The following is a 14,985-nucleotide window of genomic DNA, read 5'->3' as shown; positions in this document are numbered from 1 at the left end:
CCAGCTTGATATGCAGCTGTTATCCGGAAAAAAAACGGCAGTTTTTCTCCTTCTTTTTAACTTGCTTTTTTAATAGGAAAGGAGTATACTAAGTCAGGTTGTGGAGGTATATTATTCGACATCATGGAGGACTGAAAAAATGGAAACTTATCGTTATTTACTGGATCTTGCCCTGATCCTGCTGAGTACCAAGGCTTTGGGGCTGCTGACCAGAAGGGTACATATGCCCCAGGTGGTGGGCGCGCTGCTGGCCGGCCTGATTCTGGGGCCGGCAATGCTGGGCATAATTCAGAACACTACTTTTATTGAGAAAATGTCAGAGATCGGCGTGATTGTGCTGATGTTCTGCGCGGGGATTGAAACAGACATCGGAGAGCTGAAAAAATGCGGAAAAGCATCCTTTGTCATCGCGTTAATCGGGGTGCTGGTGCCGCTGGCCGGCGGCTTTGCCGTGGCATATTTCTTTAACCAGCCGGGAATGATCGACACTGCGGACGCTTCCGTGGGCCCGTTCCTGCAAAATATTTTTGTGGGCGTGATTCTGACTGCTACATCTGTGAGCATCACGGTGGAAACTTTGAAAGAAATGGGCAAGCTGAAAACCCATTCAGGCAATGCTATTTTGGGAGCCGCCATCATTGATGATATCCTGGGTATCATCGGGCTGACCATTGTGACCAGCTTTGCTGACCCCTCCGTAAACATTGTGGCAGTTCTTCTGAAGATTCTTCTGTTCTTTGTGCTGGCTCTTGTGCTGGGCGTTGTTTTTTACAAGGTCTACAAAAAATGGTTTGCGGGCACGGAGAAGGGGCTGCACCGCCATGCAATATTTGCCTTTGTCTTCTGTCTGCTGATGTCCTACTGCGCGGAGGAATGGTTTGGAGTCGCGGATATTACCGGCGCGTTTATTGCGGGCCTGATTATTTCCGCAACTCAGCGCACGAAGTTTGTGGCATCCAAGTTTGATACACTGTCTTATTTGCTGTTGTCGCCAATTTTCTTTGCCAGCATCGGTCTGAAGGTTTCCCTGCCCAATATGAGCGCAGCAATCATCTGGTTTGCCGTGATCCTCACCGTTGTGGCAGTGCTGACGAAGGTGATCGGCTGCGGCCTGGGGGCGAAAATGTGCGGCTATAAGAATTATCAGTGCGCCCGCATCGGAGTCGGCATGATATCCAGAGGCGAAGTGGCCCTGATTGTCGCGAACAAAGGCCAGGCGTTGGGGATGCTGGGAGCTAATTTCCTGGGACCGGTGGTAATTGTGGTAATCATCACAACCGTTGTCACCCCCATTCTTCTGAAGGCTGTGTTCAAAAAAGGCACTACATTTTTAATGAATACAGGAATGGAGCATGCGGATGACCTGCACACGGAAAAAACTCTGGCGGATTCTTATGAAGAGGTTGCCCGTTACCGCAGGGGAGAACAGAATGCCCAGTATTCTGACCAAGGGAAAAAATAGAATGGAATAACAGAGAAAGAAAATGCCCCTGCTATAACTTCCGGTTATAACAAGGGCATGATTTCGATATGTCCCGTTTAGGTGAAAGACATTGACAAACCGTACTTTCATTGCTATGATTAGGAAAATGAAGAAAAAGGTGGAGTGAAGATGGGTAAATGTGTTTTTTCTCTGCTGGTAGACAATCAGGCTGGTGTTTTGAGCCGTGTGGCAGGCCTGTTCAGCCGGCGGGGGTACAATATCGACAGTCTTACTGTGGGTGAAACGGAAAATCCGGCTTTTTCCAGGATGACAGTAGTTGCCAGCGGAGAGCCTGAGGTACTGGAGCAGATTGAGAAGCAGCTGCTGAAACTGATTGATGTGAAAGAAATCAAGGTGCTGCCGGCTAATATGTCCGTCTGCAGGGAGCTGATTCTGGTTAAAGTGATGGTTGAGGCTCAGGACCGCCAGCAGGTGATTTCCGTGGCAGATATTTTTCGGGCAAAGATTGTGGACGTATCGGAGCATTCCATGATGGTGGAGCTGACCGGTAATGAGCAGAAGCTGGAGGCATTTACCAAGCTGTTGGAGCAGTTCAGGATCAGGGAGCTGGCCCGCACGGGAATTACCGGGCTGGGCAGAGGCTGTCTGGATGAAGCATAATGAAGCTTGCAGTGGCAGAAGATTTTTTCTGCAATTACAATAAAGAGACATTGGAGGATATGAATTATGGCAGCAAAGATTTATTATCAGGAAGATTGTAACATGGCATTGCTGGAAGGCAAAACTATCGCTGTGATCGGCTACGGGAGCCAGGGCCATGCCCATGCTCAGAACCTGAGGGATTCCGGATGCAAGGTCATCATCGGCCTGTATGAGGGGAGCAGATCCTGGAAGAAGGCGGAAGAGAGAGGCTTTGAAGTATATACTGCTGCGGAAGCGGCTAAGAGAGCGGATATCATCATGATCCTGATCAATGATGAGAAGCAGGGTCAGCTTTATAAGGAGTCCATTGAGCCGAATCTGGAAGAGGGCAATATGCTGATGTTTGCTCATGGTTTTGCTATCCATTTCGGCGTGATCAAGCCTCCGAAGAATGTGGATGTGACCATGATTGCGCCCAAGGCGCCCGGACATACCGTGAGGAGCGAGTATCAGGTGGGAAGAGGAACTCCCTGTCTGGTGGCTGTGGAACAGGATTATACGGGCAGAGCTAAGGATATGGCGCTGGCATATGCGCTGGCTCTGGGCGGAGCGAGAGCAGGCGTTCTGGAGACCACCTTCCGCGTGGAGACAGAGACGGATCTGTTCGGTGAGCAGGCTGTGCTGTGCGGCGGCGTATGCGCGCTGATGAAAGCGGGCTTTGAAACTCTGGTGGAAGCTGGATATGCCCCTGAAAACGCTTATTTTGAGTGTATTCATGAGATGAAGCTGATTGTGGATCTGATTTTCCAGAGCGGTTTCGCTGGCATGCGGTATTCTATTTCCAATACAGCGGAATACGGCGATTACATCACGGGTCCCAAGGTTGTGACGGATGAAACTAAGAAGGCGATGAAGCAGATCCTGTCTGATATCCAGGACGGCACATTCGCCCGCGACTGGATCAATGAGAACCAGACCGGCTGCATGCATTTTGGCGCGATGAGGAAGATGCAGGCAGAGCATCCTGCGGAAAAGGTAGGCGAAGAGCTTCGTAAACTGTACAGCTGGAACAACGAAGGAAAGCTGCTGGATAACTGATGGATTGAATCATAATGTACATAATGAAAATGCCGCCGGACCGGTTATTTTGGTCTGCGGCATTTTCAATTTTATAGGAACCCGAAGCCGCCTGCTTAATTGGATTAAGAACCATTTCTTACCCGTCCACATATGATAAAGAAAAAAGAGGTTTTTCTATGGAATATGATACCTATCTAATGGTGACCGGAGTAATCCGTGAGATCAGCATGGGAAATTCCTGCTGCAGCTGGATGGTGACAGTAGCCACAGATGATTCAGATACGGTTAATTTTATCGTAACAGGAGAAACACAGATCATTGACAATGTCAGACTGCGCAGAGGGATGCGGATTGCCGCCTTTTATGACAGTACCCTGCCCGTGCCTTTAATCGAGCCTCCGCAGTACAGGGCGGAGCTGGTTACTGCTCTCCGGAAGGACCAGAATGTGATGCTGAGCTATTTTGATGAAAATCTAGTGGCTGAAGACAATATGCTCCGCCTGAACCTAAGCCCTCTTACGATGATTGTGACTGCCAATGGACAGCGTTTTCGATGCAGCCCGGAAAATTCTTATCTGCTGGTCTACTATACTGTAACAACCCGCAGCATTCCCCCTCAAACCACTCCTCAGAAAATCGTGGTGATGTGCCCGCAGGAATAAAATATACTTGCATTATTATTAAAAAAGTGGTATCATCTATTTAAAGAAAATTTGAAATAGGTGATGGAGATGGGGGTGCCGGATACAATTAAGGCGCTGTCGGACCCGATCAGAAGAGATGTGCTGATGATGTTGAAGGGGGGCAGGCTGACAGCCGGAGAGATCGCTGAACGTTCTGGAATTTCTCCGGCAGCCTGTTCCTATCATTTGAACATACTTAAAAAAGCAGATCTGGTGATGGAGTACCGGCAGAAGAATTTTATTTATTACGAACTGAGCGCAACGCTGTTTGATGAACTGATTTTATGGCTGAGCCAATTTGGAGGAAAATGTGATGAAGAGTAAGATCTTGTGGGCACTGACAGTTCTGCCAGCCGTGATTGCTGCTGCAGTGATGCATTTCATGCCGGACTCTGTACCGATGCATTATAATCTGCAGGGTGAAGTAGACCGGTGGGGTTCTAAATATGAAAATTTCATTTTTCCGGCATTGATTCTGCTGATGACGCTTTTCTGGTATGCGTTTATCCGGTATTACCGTAAAAAATCTCTCCGGGCAGGAGAAGAGAAAGAACGCCAGGAGGCGAAGAGCAATATGAATGTGCTGTACATTGTTGCGATCGCCACGACAGCTTTATTTAATGTGATGCATTGTGTATTTTTATACACAGCGTGGTCAGGAGCGGAAAGCCTCAGCAATGTGATAACCGTGGATACCAATATGGTGCTGGGAGTGATGACCGGGCTTCTGCTGGTGGTTCTTGGGAATTTTATGCCCAAAACAAAAAGAAACAGTGCAGTGGGTTTCAGGACGGTCTGGAGTATGGAAAATGACAGGACCTGGGCTGCCAGCAACCGTTTCGGCGGAATTTCCATGATGATATCCGGAGTGCTGATTATAGTGGAATCCTTCCTGGTGGGAGGAATCGCCTCTATTTTAATCATGCTGGGAATTGTAGTCGCGGATGGGGTTGTCTCGCTGGTCTATACATATTTCGCTTATAAAAAGTACCGGACATAATGGAGAAAATGCTCCAATTATTGAGAACCGGCAGAGCTGAATCATCCTCAGCTCTGCCGGCACTTTTTTACAGTTTTTTTTTAATTCAGCCGATTCAGCTTTTCCACCAGTTTTTCTATATCCTCAAAGGAAAGCTGCCCGCCGCTGAAACTGACCAGCCCGCGCAGAGGCATATACCGCATCATCGCAGCGTGCATTTCGCCGGAAATTGCTGATGACGCAGTCTCGCTGCTGTCTTCTGAACCGCCGCCCAGCCCCGGCATGGACATCATTGGCTTCAGGATTTCCATGGCTTTAGGGTTGCTCATGAGATCTCCGAAGATGGTGTCAGGGGTATAATGTACAGGGATCGCAGCCGAGGGGGACACATGTACGGCGCCGGTGAGACGGATATCTCTGGAGGATGCTCCGATACGGATCTCATAGTTTCCGGTTTCCGCATACCAGTCGTGAATCCGTGTATCCCAATAGGCAAAAGCCCGCTTTTCCAGAGTAAAAGCTACGGTTTTTGTCTCTCCGGGCTGCAGTTCCACCTTATCAAAGGCCCGCAGCTCTTGCTCGGGGCGGATGACGCTGCTGTCCGGAGCGGAGACATAAAGCTGTACCGCCTCTTTACCGGCCCGGCTGCCAGTGTTGGTGATATCGGCAGTAACTGTCAGGGTATCCGTATCCCGGATGCTGTCCGCGCTGAGTTTCAGGTTGGAATATGCAAAGCTGGTATAGGACAGACCGTGCCCGAAAGGAAACAGCACATCCATTTTTTTCTTATCATAGTAGCGGTAGCCTACAAACACGCCTTCTCTGTATTCCACCACATCTCCCTCTCCCAGATAATACAGATAAGACGGGTTGTCCTCCAGCTTTCTGGGGAAGGTTTCCGGAAGCTTGGCGGAAGGGTTCACATTCCCGAATAGAATATCCGTCTCTGCGGCTCCCACGGCCTGCCCGCTCAGGTACGCTTCCAGCACGCCTTTAACCTCTCCGATCCAGGGCATTTCCACAGGAGAACCGTTGTGCAGCACCACCACAGTATTGGGCTGGGCGGCCGCAACGGCGGAAACCAGCTCATTCTGGCAGTCCGGCATGCGCATATGGCTGCGGTCAAAGCCCTCTGATTCAAAGGAATCCGGAAGCCCGGCGAAGATCACGGCAGCATCTGCGTTTCTGGCAGCCTCCACCGCTTCTGCCAGCAGTTTTTCATCGGTCTGGTCGATATCATCCCGGAAACCCTCTGCAAAGGTAATTCCGGGGATGCCTGCAGCTGCTTCCAGAGCAGACGTGACCTTATGGCTGTTGATATGGGAACTGCCGCCGCCCTGATATCTGGGCGCCCTGGCGTATTTCCCGATATAAGCCACCTTAGCTGTTTTATCCAGGGGAAGGACGCCGTCGTTTTTCAGCAGCACAATGGTTTCTTCCGCAGTGCGGCGCGCTTTCTCATGGTCTGCATCCCGGTCAAACACAGCGGTATTGTCCCGATGCTCTTCATAACGATATACAATATTCAGAATGCGTTCCACTGCGGTATCCAGGACTTCTTCTTTCAGACGGCCATCCTGAACGGCCTTCACGATCAGCCGGTCGTTCATGCCGCCGGAAGCCGGCATTTCCAGATCCAGCCCTGCTTCCAGATCTTCCACGCGGCGGTTGACCGCGCCCCAGTCGCTGACCACATATCCGTCAAATCCCCATTCTCCCCGCAGCACATCGGTGAGATAGGTTTTATTTTCCGCGGCATACGTGCCGTTGATGCGGTTATAGGAACACATCACAGTCCAGGGCTTTTCCTTTTTCACTGCTCCTTCAAAAGCCGCCAGATAAATTTCCCGCAGCGTCCGTTCGTCAATCTGGGAAGATGAGGACATCCGGCGGTGTTCCTGGTTGTTGGCCAGGAAATGCTTGATGCTGGTGCCCACATTCTGGCTCTGGATTCCGTGGATCAGGGCGCCTGCCATTTCACCGGCCAGATAAGGATCTTCTGAATAATACTCAAAATTGCGGCCGCAAAGGGGAGAACGCTTAATATTCACCGCGGGGCCCAGGATAACGCTGACCCCTTCCGCCTGACATTCCTGCCCCAGAGCTGCGCCCATATCCTGCAGCAGTTTCCTGTTGAAGCTGGCGGCGGTGCCGCAGCCGGCAGGGAAACATACAGCTTTAATGCTGTCGTTGATTCCCAGATGGTCGCCTTCCGTATCCTGCTTGCGCAGTCCGTGAGGGCCGTCGGATACCATGGATGCGGGAATTCCCAGCCGCTCCACTGCCTTCGTGTGCCAGAAATCCGCACCGGAACAGAGGCCGGCTTTTTCTTCCAGCGTCATTTGAGAAACCAGTTCTTTTACGTTTACCATAGATAAAAAACCTCCTGTTGTATTCTGTTTTCAGTATACAGCTCAGCCGGGGACAAAACAATATCAATCCTGACTTAGATTGGGACAATATTGACTTTTTGACGCGGAACAATTAAAATGAACTTGTATAGGCCGAGAAAATTGGGTGAAAATTATCTGCCATCAGCATAATGCAGGGAGAAGAGGTGGTAAAGACGGGAAACTATACCTATGAAGTGATAAAAACAGAAAAGGATATTCCGGTCAGATGCTTCCGCTATACCGTGCCGGTGGGAAGGCCGGTGCCGGCTCATTGGCATGACAGCCTGGAAGTGGTCCGGGTGGAGCGGGGATGGATGTATGTGGATGTGGATCAGGAGAGAAAACAGCTGAAACAGGGAGATTTTCTGCTGATCTCTTCGGAAAAGATACACGCTACCTTCACCGGACAGGGGACTGTGACGGAGGTGCTTCAGATTCCGGACCAATTTTTAAAGCCATTATTTCCTGATGAAACCGGTCTGCAGTTTGCTTCCGAAGTTGAGGCGGCGGAGGGGCGCAGCCCAGGTGAAGACTGCGCCCCTTCAGAAATATGCAAAGAGGCCGGCCTGCTGATCCACAGGATGTGCTCTGTATATGAACAGAGAAAACAGGATTACCTGCTGGAATTTCACATGCTGCTGTATCGTTTTCTATATCTCCTGAACAGCGGGCTGCGCCTGTATGCCCGGAAGGAAGAAGAGCAGAAGGCGAATCCGGAGAGACAGAGGCTGAAAAAGGTCATGGAGTTTGTGAACCTTCACTACAGGGAGAAGATCAGGCTGGAAGAAGCGGCTGCCCAGGTGGCCCTGAATAAAGAATATTTCTGCCGCTTTTTCCGAAAATCCATGGGTGTTTCTTTTATGGACTATGTAAATGAAGTGCGCTTTTCCCGGGTCTGTGAAGAATTGTTTGATTCTTCAGAGAATATCATGACTTTGCTGGAAGCTCATGGGTTTGGCAATTACAAACTGTTCATGAAAATGTTCCGGGAACAATACGGCGGCACGCCTGCCCGGATGAGGAGGGAATATCAGCGCTGAAGGGCCGCGGAAGCTTTCATGAATTCCAGGAATTTTTCCGTGGCCTGTAAAGGCGCGGGAGAAGCGGGCAGGGCCAGGCCGATGAGCCGTTTGGGAATCAGGCCCGGAACAGGGATTTCCACCAGATGTCCGGCGTCCAGATCCTGCTGCACGCATTCCCTGATACAGCAGCCGATCCCCAGCCCGATTCTGGCGAACTCGATCAGCAGGTCCATGGTGGAAATTTCCATAGGGTGCGGAATCTCGATCTGCTGTTCCGTGAGATAACGGTCGATATGCTGGCGGGTCATGTTGTTCTGATTCAGGAGCATGACAGTGCCGGATTCAAACAGGCTGGCGTCGCTGCCTTCCCGCAGCCGGAGGTTTTCCAGATAGGAAGGGGTGCAGACAAAGGTGTCCTGAATCTCCACCACAGAATGGAAGCGGATATTTTTCAGATTTTTTGGCCGGGCGATGAGGCCGATGTCGATTTGCTGCTGTTCCAGCATGGAGAGCGTCTGGGCGCTGGCCTGGTTTTCCACGGTGATTTTAATATGAGGATTCTCAGCGATAAAATCCTTCAGATGAGGCAGAAGGATATATTTGCAGAGAGTGGTGGAGACCCCCAGGCGGATATGGCCGATCCCCAGCTCCTGGATGCGCAGCAGCTCTTCCTCTCCCCGGCTGAGGGTTTCAAAGGCAGCGCTCACATGCTCATAGAGAATCCTGCCCTCCGGCGTCAGGGTGACGCCTCTGGAATTGCGCAGGAACAGGGTGGTGGAAAGGCTGTCCTCCAGTTTTCCGATGGCTTTGCTGATGGCCGGCTGGCTGATATACAGCTCTCTGGCAGCCTTGGAGATATTCCCGGCTCCGGCCACGGTATAAAAAATACGGTACAGGGATAAGTTTTGTTCCATCTTGCCTCCTTATAACTATGAGTTATGCAATCTATTCTTTATATGTATTTCAATTATAGCACATTGTATGGTATCATGTAAACACTATGAAAATTCTGGAGGAATAATCGCATGGGAATGACAATGACGCAGAAGATCCTGGCCGCTGCAGCCGGACTGTCTGAGGTGAAGGCCGGACAGCTGATCGAAGCGGATCTGAACCTGGTTCTGGGCAACGACATCACTTCTCCGGTGGCCATCCACGAGATGGAGAAGCTGAATAAAAAAGAGGTGTTTGATAAGGATAAAATCGCTCTGGTGCTGGATCATTTTGTGCCGAATAAGGATATTAAATCCGCGGAACACTGCAAGTGCGTGCGGGAGTTCGCCTGCAAAAATGAGGTGACGAATTTCTTTGACGTGGGTGAAATGGGCATCGAACACGCGCTGCTGCCGGAAAAAGGCTTGGTGGTGGCCGGAGATGTGGTGATCGGGGCGGATTCCCACACCTGTACCTACGGAGCGCTGGGGGCGTTTTCCACCGGGGTGGGTTCCACGGATATGGCCGCCGGGATGGCTACAGGAAAAGCCTGGTTCAAGGTGCCTTCCGCGATTAAGTTTGAGCTGACAGGCAGGCCGAAGAAATGGATCAGCGGCAAAGACGTGATTTTACATATTATTGGCATGATCGGCGTGGACGGGGCGCTGTATAAATCCATGGAGTTCACAGGGGACGGCGTCGCGAACCTCTCTATGGACGACAGATTTACCATCGCTAATATGGCCATCGAGGCCGGCGGTAAAAACGGGATTTTCCCTGTGGACCGGGCTGCAGAGCAGTACATGAAGGAACATTCCGCCCGCCCTTATCAGATTTATGAGGCAGACCCGGACGCGGAATATGACGAAACTTTTGTGATCGACCTGTCAGAGCTGGAACCCACCGTGGCGTTTCCTCATCTGCCGGAAAATACGAAAACAGTGGCAGAGGCTGGAGAGGTAAAAATTGATCAGGTGGTGATCGGTTCCTGCACCAACGGCCGGATTGAGGATATGCGGGTTGCCGCTGAAATCCTGAAGGGCAGGAAGGTGAAAAAGGGCGTGCGCTGTATTGTGATTCCCGCTACCCAGAAGATTTATCTGCAGGCTATGGAAGAAGGGCTGTTAAAGACCTTTATCGAGGCCGGGGCAGTGGTGAGCACGCCCACCTGCGGCCCCTGTCTTGGAGGTTATATGGGGATTCTTGCGGCAGGAGAACGGTGCGTCTCTACTACAAACCGGAATTTCGTGGGGCGCATGGGCCATGTGGATTCTGAAGTGTATCTGGCCAGCCCCGCAGTGGCTGCGGCCAGCGCGGTGACCGGAAAAATTTCAGAGCCGTCAGAAATAGGATGTTAGGAGGACAGGGAAATGCAGGCAAAAGGACATGTATTTAAATTCGGAGACAATGTGGATACGGATGTGATCATTCCGGCGAGATACCTGAATTCCTCTGATCCCGCAGAGCTGGCGAAGCACTGCATGGAGGATATTGACCGGACTTTTATTGACCGGGTGCAGCCGGGAGATATTATCGTGGCGGAGAAAAATTTCGGCTGCGGCTCTTCCAGAGAGCACGCGCCCATCGCCATTAAGGCGGCAGGGGTCAGCTGCGTGATCGCGGAGACCTTTGCCCGGATCTTTTACCGCAATTCCATCAATATCGGGCTGCCCATCATTGAATGCCCCGAGGCTGCCAAAGGCATTGAAGCCGGGGATGAGGTGGAGATCGATTTTGACAGCGGGATGATCTATAACCGTACAAAAGGCGCCCAGTTCCAGGGGCAGGCCTTTCCGCCGTTTATGCAGAAGATCATCGCTGCCGAAGGGCTGATTAGTTATATTAATGGGAAGAAGTAAAACAGAATAATAGGACAGAGCAGGAGCAGCCAGCCGCCCGGGCGTATTGGGGCGGGCGGCTGCTCTGTTTTTGATTTAAATCATATCATTTCTCTAAGAAAATCATTTTTTACTTATTATTAAGTTCATTCTAATATATTCTTTAATATTTTTGCTTCAGGTGATTTGAAATTGCTATAAAATTGTGGGATATGATCTGTTATAGAGAAAGCCTTATTTATGAATGCGGCAGGGAACTTGATTGCCTCTGAGAGATGTTGGGGTGAGTTGGCACTACATTGTTTAGGGGAACTGATTTTTTTATATCCTGAAAGCGCGTTTTATAGCGATGTAATATTAGCATATAAGGGAGGATTGAGAAAAGTCGAATACAGTCGAATCGTGTCAAAAAACACAAAGAAATGACGAAATGCATAAAAATAATGGAAATAATATAAAAATAATATAAAATATTGACATTTATAGTATTATGTAGTATGCTATAACCAACAAACGTGAACGGGTTTAGAGGTGAGATTATATAGTATATTTATATTCTGCCGGGGATGGACAAATATTTTTACTTTAGGAGTTTGGCAATTTTTATATTGATCCAGAGACGGGGAATATACAGAACGGGCAAGAACGTTAGCAATAAAAACTATATCATTGGGGGGAGTGATGTTTATGAAGACATGCAAAGCGCTAAAACAAAGTATGAAAGCAATTTTCAGCAGCTATGGAATGTGGATGGCAGTCATTGCCTCGGCATTCCTGTTCCTGACTGCGACTTTGGTGACAGACGGAGAAGGGCGGCGATATTCCGCATTACAGGTGCTGTTTCTGATCAGAGGGGAATGGGGAACACAGTTGCAGTCTTTTGAAGTGCTGAACCTGAGCGCAATACGGACCGTAGGACAGTCGGCTTATCTCGCCATGTTTTTGCCTGTGGTTGCCGCGTTTCCGGGAATCCCGTTTTTGCTGGATGAGCTGAAAAGCGGGATGTCCAGATATTCCATTCACCGCAGCGGCAGGTACCAGCATTACCTGGGGCATGTGCTGGCAGTTTGGTTATGCGGCGGGCTGGCAGTGATGTTTGGCTATATTCTGGCGGCCGTTCCGGTGCTGGCAGTGTTCCCGCATCCGGGAGAAATGCAGCAGATGTTAGAACCGGAATTATTTGATATGGTTGTGTTTGCAAATAATTCCCTGGCTTGGTTCTATTCTATTCTGGGGGATGTGGGACTGCTCTTGTCCTTTGGGCTGGACATGTTTTTCTATGGGGCATTTTTCTCCCTCCCGGCCATCCTGTTTGTGGGATTTCTCCGCAATAAATATCTGGTTCTCTGTTTTCCTATGATTTTATTATTCTTCTATGATACGATCTGGAAAAAAATATATAACTTCTATCGTATAGCATGGGATCAAGAGATGATGATGAAGATAGACAGCTGGGCCAGCAATTCTCTGTGCAGCGCAGCTACCATGCCAACGGTGGGGAAATGGCTGTGGATTCTGGTTGGTTTGCTTGTTACAGCGGTTCTTTACTGTATATTGATGGGGAGGAGGCTGGACTGTGGAGCATAAACGCCATGCCGTCTGGGCAACGGCCCGGACAGAGTATATCAAATGGGTAACGGACCCGAGGATGATTTTGGTTGCTGTTTTGCTGATCTTTTTCTATCAGACAGCAGTGTCGCCTTTAATGGAAATGGCGGTGGAAATGGGGGAAAAGCTGAATGTGCTGGAGCCGTTTATAGCCGTAGCGAATTCGCCGCTGCTGATGCTGCTGATCCCGCTGGTGTTTATCACGCTGATCAGTGATTTTCCGCGGACAGATGGGAATACGGTGTTTTTTATCCATCGAATCGGAAGAACCTCCTGGATGTGGGGACAGATGCTTTTTGTGCTGATGGCAATGGGCTCCTATATTGCAGTGATTTTTCTGGGAACAACGCTTCCGGCTCTTTTTCAATCTCAATGGGGCATGGAATGGAGCCTGACGGTACGCCAGTATTATCTGAATTTCCCGGAAAAGTCCGGAAGCTTTGCGGCGCAGCTGATTACAGCCAGGCTGTATAATCAGGTACAGCCGCTGCCCGCGGTGCTGCAAACGTATTTGATGCAGGTACTGTACTTAATGCTTTTTGCGCTGATTCTGCTCTGGTTCTGGCTGCAGAAGAAGAAAGGGGTAGGGATTTTTGCAGTGATTTTTCTGGTGGGAATCGGGACTGCCTTTTCTTTGCTGGAGGGGAAACTGATGTGGATATTCCCCATGGCGCATACGAATGTGTGGCTTCATTATACGGCATTGTTGCGTGAGCCATTATGCCCGTTCTGGTGCTCATATTTGTATTTTGCCGTGCCGATCCTGCTTTTGAGCCTGTGGAATATTTGGCTGGTGCGCAGGTACAATTTCCTGAGCATTACCGAAATTGAATAAAAGCTGGAGTTGGGTGAAAGGAGAAGGTATGGTAGGCAATGTGAAGATAAGTATAAAAGAGTTGTCCTTGAAAATCGGGGAAGATACGATATTGGAAGATATCAATGCGGAATTTGAGAGCGGAAAAATCTATGGGCTGATTGGGCGGAACGGCTCAGGAAAAACCATGCTGATGAAATGTATCTGCGGGTACATCCGTCCGACGTCAGGAGAGATCTGGGTGGAAGGAAAGAAGCTGGGAAAGGACATGGATTTTCCGGATAACCTGGGAGTGATTATCGAGGTGCCGGGATTTATCCCTTATTACAGCGGAATGAAGAATCTGATGCTCCTGGCGGGGCTCCGGGGAAAGATCGGGAAGGAGGAGGTGCGGGAAGCCATAGAGAAGGTGGGCCTGAACCCGGATATGAAAAAGTCCGTGAGCAAGTACAGCCTTGGAATGAGGCAGCGCCTGGGGATCGCGCAGGCGGTGATGGAGAACCCTGATATCCTGATTCTGGATGAGCCGATGAACGGGTTGGATGTGGACGGAGTGGAAGATATCAGAAAGCTGCTGGAGTCCTGGAGGCAGCCGGGGAAGCTGGTGATTCTGGCCTCTCATATGACGGAGGATATCCGGCGGCTGTGCGATGTGGTATTTCGGATGGAGAAGGGGAAGCTGAAGGCGGAGTAGAGGATTGTTTTACTTACATAAGGCAGCAATCCAGTTATTAGGGTTTAATGCCTGGAGCTGGTTATTTTGTACATAAATGATTGGGGTGAGTCCAATGGAAAAGGTATAGCAGAAATATAGCAGTTGTACAGTCGGTTAAAAATAGGTGATTGCGAAATTCATGACAGTTAATGTGGATAACTTTTCAGAAATCGTAGTGAAGGTATAGACTTTGCAGATTTTAAAGTAAGAACGATTGTTGAAAATATATAATCAGATCGTGGCTATCCATATATCCACAGTACTTCTTTGAGTCTTATGAGGAGTATCAATTAACTCTAAGCAAAGAAACAGTATTTTGGTAGAGTATGAATTTTGTAAACGTCTATTGATTAAAAAGAAAGGAGATACATCTGAATAAAGATGTGAAAAGAATTATGTGGAAAAAAAGAATAGTAGCAGTGGTTTTAACATTAATTGTAGTGATGTCGACATCAGTTGCGGCTATGGCGGCGGTTGATAAGTTTGCTGCAGATTTGGAACGGGATACTTTGGCTGGGGTTTATAGAACTAGCATTACACAAATGGTGAACTATTATTCAAATGGTTATAGAGCAAGGATGACTGCGGTGAACAAAAGATCCGGAAATTATGCAATTGTTTATGTGACCAGTAACCTGCACTCTAACACGGGCACATTTACTGGGGCAGGTATACAAGACTTTGCTTCTACTGGAGCAAATATGCCAACGTTTACTGCACGGCTTTCTGCGGATAGAGATGCCGGTGCATTTGGTTATGTTGGTATAAAAGCAGTTGTAAGTTAATCTTAAGGAGGGGATATTGTAGAAAATACTTAATTTTACAATATCCCTT

Annotated in this window: 15 protein-coding genes; 13 read left to right on the top strand and 2 right to left on the bottom strand. The window is 49.2% G+C overall.

The genetic code is table 11. The features are described 5' to 3' along the window. Positions 1 to 139: 139 nt before the first annotated feature. From EV209_RS00250 to EV209_RS00225, 6 genes are all read left to right on the top strand, one after another. Entirely contained in the window at positions 140 to 1,462 is a 1,323-nt protein-coding gene (locus EV209_RS00250; RefSeq protein WP_130431909.1) for a cation:proton antiporter, read from the top strand. Positions 1,463 to 1,612: 150 nt separating this feature from the next. Further along, positions 1,613 to 2,104, top strand: coding sequence for an acetolactate synthase small subunit (gene ilvN, locus EV209_RS00245; RefSeq protein ID WP_130431907.1), 492 nt, complete (start codon positions 1,613 to 1,615; stop codon positions 2,102 to 2,104). Positions 2,105 to 2,170: 66 nt separating this feature from the next. Beyond that, a complete protein-coding gene (gene ilvC / locus EV209_RS00240; RefSeq protein WP_130431905.1) occupies positions 2,171 to 3,184 on the top strand; it encodes a ketol-acid reductoisomerase in 1,014 nt (337 codons plus the stop codon). A 158-nt stretch (positions 3,185 to 3,342) separates the two neighbouring features. After that, positions 3,343 to 3,828: a hypothetical protein gene (locus EV209_RS00235; protein WP_130431903.1), complete on the top strand. Its 486-nt coding sequence runs from the start codon at positions 3,343 to 3,345 to the stop codon at positions 3,826 to 3,828. A gap of 69 nt (positions 3,829 to 3,897) precedes the next feature. Continuing rightward, on the top strand, positions 3,898 to 4,173 hold the full coding sequence (locus EV209_RS00230; protein ID WP_130431901.1) for an autorepressor SdpR family transcription factor: 276 nt from the start codon (positions 3,898 to 3,900) through the stop codon (positions 4,171 to 4,173). Continuing rightward, positions 4,163 to 4,849 carry an SdpI family protein gene (locus tag EV209_RS00225; RefSeq protein WP_130431899.1) on the top strand — a complete coding sequence of 229 codons (687 nt, stop codon included), beginning with the start codon at positions 4,163 to 4,165 and terminating at the stop codon, positions 4,847 to 4,849. The genes EV209_RS00230 and EV209_RS00225 overlap by 11 nt, the downstream gene beginning before the upstream one ends. 80 nt (positions 4,850 to 4,929) lie before the next feature. Here the strand turns inward: EV209_RS00225 and EV209_RS00220 are convergent, their stop codons facing one another. Beyond that, positions 4,930 to 7,200 (bottom strand): glycoside hydrolase family 3 C-terminal domain-containing protein, encoded by a 2,271-nt coding sequence (locus tag EV209_RS00220; protein ID WP_130431897.1) that lies wholly within the window; start codon positions 7,198 to 7,200, stop codon positions 4,930 to 4,932. A 170-nt stretch (positions 7,201 to 7,370) separates the two neighbouring features. Here EV209_RS00220 and EV209_RS00215 point away from each other — a divergent pair, with 170 nt between their 5' ends. Next, entirely contained in the window at positions 7,371 to 8,261 is an 891-nt protein-coding gene (locus EV209_RS00215; protein ID WP_130431895.1) for a helix-turn-helix domain-containing protein, read from the top strand. Here the strand turns inward: EV209_RS00215 and EV209_RS00210 are convergent. Continuing rightward, positions 8,252 to 9,157: a LysR family transcriptional regulator gene (locus tag EV209_RS00210; RefSeq protein ID WP_130431893.1), complete on the bottom strand. Its 906-nt coding sequence runs from the start codon at positions 9,155 to 9,157 to the stop codon at positions 8,252 to 8,254. The two genes, EV209_RS00215 and EV209_RS00210, sit on opposite strands and share 10 nt — an antisense overlap. Positions 9,158 to 9,268: 111 nt before the next feature. Between EV209_RS00210 and leuC the strand changes: the two genes are divergently transcribed. From leuC to EV209_RS00180, 6 genes are all read left to right on the top strand, one after another. After that, positions 9,269 to 10,534: a 3-isopropylmalate dehydratase large subunit gene (gene leuC / locus EV209_RS00205; RefSeq protein WP_130431891.1), complete on the top strand. Its 1,266-nt coding sequence runs from the start codon at positions 9,269 to 9,271 to the stop codon at positions 10,532 to 10,534. A 12-nt stretch (positions 10,535 to 10,546) separates the two neighbouring features. Then, positions 10,547 to 11,035, top strand: coding sequence for a 3-isopropylmalate dehydratase small subunit (gene leuD, locus EV209_RS00200; protein WP_130431889.1), 489 nt, complete (start codon positions 10,547 to 10,549; stop codon positions 11,033 to 11,035). A 666-nt stretch (positions 11,036 to 11,701) separates the two neighbouring features. Then, positions 11,702 to 12,601, top strand: a complete 900-nt coding sequence (locus tag EV209_RS00195; RefSeq protein ID WP_130431887.1) for a hypothetical protein — start codon at positions 11,702 to 11,704, stop codon at positions 12,599 to 12,601. Then, on the top strand, positions 12,591 to 13,457 hold the full coding sequence (locus EV209_RS00190; RefSeq protein WP_130431885.1) for a hypothetical protein: 867 nt from the start codon (positions 12,591 to 12,593) through the stop codon (positions 13,455 to 13,457). Before EV209_RS00195 ends, EV209_RS00190 begins: the two co-directional genes overlap by 11 nt. Positions 13,458 to 13,485: 28 nt before the next feature. Then, a complete protein-coding gene (locus EV209_RS00185; protein ID WP_130431883.1) occupies positions 13,486 to 14,130 on the top strand; it encodes an ATP-binding cassette domain-containing protein in 645 nt (214 codons plus the stop codon). A gap of 416 nt (positions 14,131 to 14,546) precedes the next feature. After that, the gene (locus tag EV209_RS00180; RefSeq protein ID WP_130431881.1) at positions 14,547 to 14,936 is read left to right on the top strand and encodes a hypothetical protein; all 390 of its coding nucleotides are present in this window, start codon (positions 14,547 to 14,549) and stop codon (positions 14,934 to 14,936) included. Positions 14,937 to 14,985 lie beyond the last annotated feature (49 nt).

Source organism: Cuneatibacter caecimuris, from assembly GCF_004216775.1.
Lineage (GTDB): Bacteria > Bacillota > Clostridia > Lachnospirales > Lachnospiraceae > Cuneatibacter > Cuneatibacter caecimuris.
The sequence above is the reverse complement of the archived record's forward strand: the minus strand, read 5'-3'. Positions and strand labels throughout refer to the sequence as shown.

Coding starts and splice junctions, on each gene's coding strand:
- EV209_RS00180 (WP_130431881.1), top strand. CDS start 14,547: ATGTGGAAAAAAAGAATAGTAGCAGTGGTTTTAACATTAATTGTAGTG.
- EV209_RS00195 (WP_130431887.1), top strand. CDS start 11,702: ATGAAGACATGCAAAGCGCTAAAACAAAGTATGAAAGCAATTTTCAGC.
- leuD (WP_130431889.1), top strand. CDS start 10,547: ATGCAGGCAAAAGGACATGTATTTAAATTCGGAGACAATGTGGATACG.
- EV209_RS00210 (WP_130431893.1), bottom strand. CDS start 9,157: ATGGAACAAAACTTATCCCTGTACCGTATTTTTTATACCGTGGCCGGA.
- ilvN (WP_130431907.1), top strand. CDS start 1,613: ATGGGTAAATGTGTTTTTTCTCTGCTGGTAGACAATCAGGCTGGTGTT.
- leuC (WP_130431891.1), top strand. CDS start 9,269: ATGGGAATGACAATGACGCAGAAGATCCTGGCCGCTGCAGCCGGACTG.
- EV209_RS00250 (WP_130431909.1), top strand. CDS start 140: ATGGAAACTTATCGTTATTTACTGGATCTTGCCCTGATCCTGCTGAGT.
- EV209_RS00235 (WP_130431903.1), top strand. CDS start 3,343: ATGGAATATGATACCTATCTAATGGTGACCGGAGTAATCCGTGAGATC.
- EV209_RS00215 (WP_130431895.1), top strand. CDS start 7,371: ATGCAGGGAGAAGAGGTGGTAAAGACGGGAAACTATACCTATGAAGTG.
- EV209_RS00225 (WP_130431899.1), top strand. CDS start 4,163: ATGAAGAGTAAGATCTTGTGGGCACTGACAGTTCTGCCAGCCGTGATT.
- EV209_RS00220 (WP_130431897.1), bottom strand. CDS start 7,200: ATGGTAAACGTAAAAGAACTGGTTTCTCAAATGACGCTGGAAGAAAAA.
- ilvC (WP_130431905.1), top strand. CDS start 2,171: ATGGCAGCAAAGATTTATTATCAGGAAGATTGTAACATGGCATTGCTG.
- EV209_RS00230 (WP_130431901.1), top strand. CDS start 3,898: ATGGGGGTGCCGGATACAATTAAGGCGCTGTCGGACCCGATCAGAAGA.
- EV209_RS00185 (WP_130431883.1), top strand. CDS start 13,486: ATGGTAGGCAATGTGAAGATAAGTATAAAAGAGTTGTCCTTGAAAATC.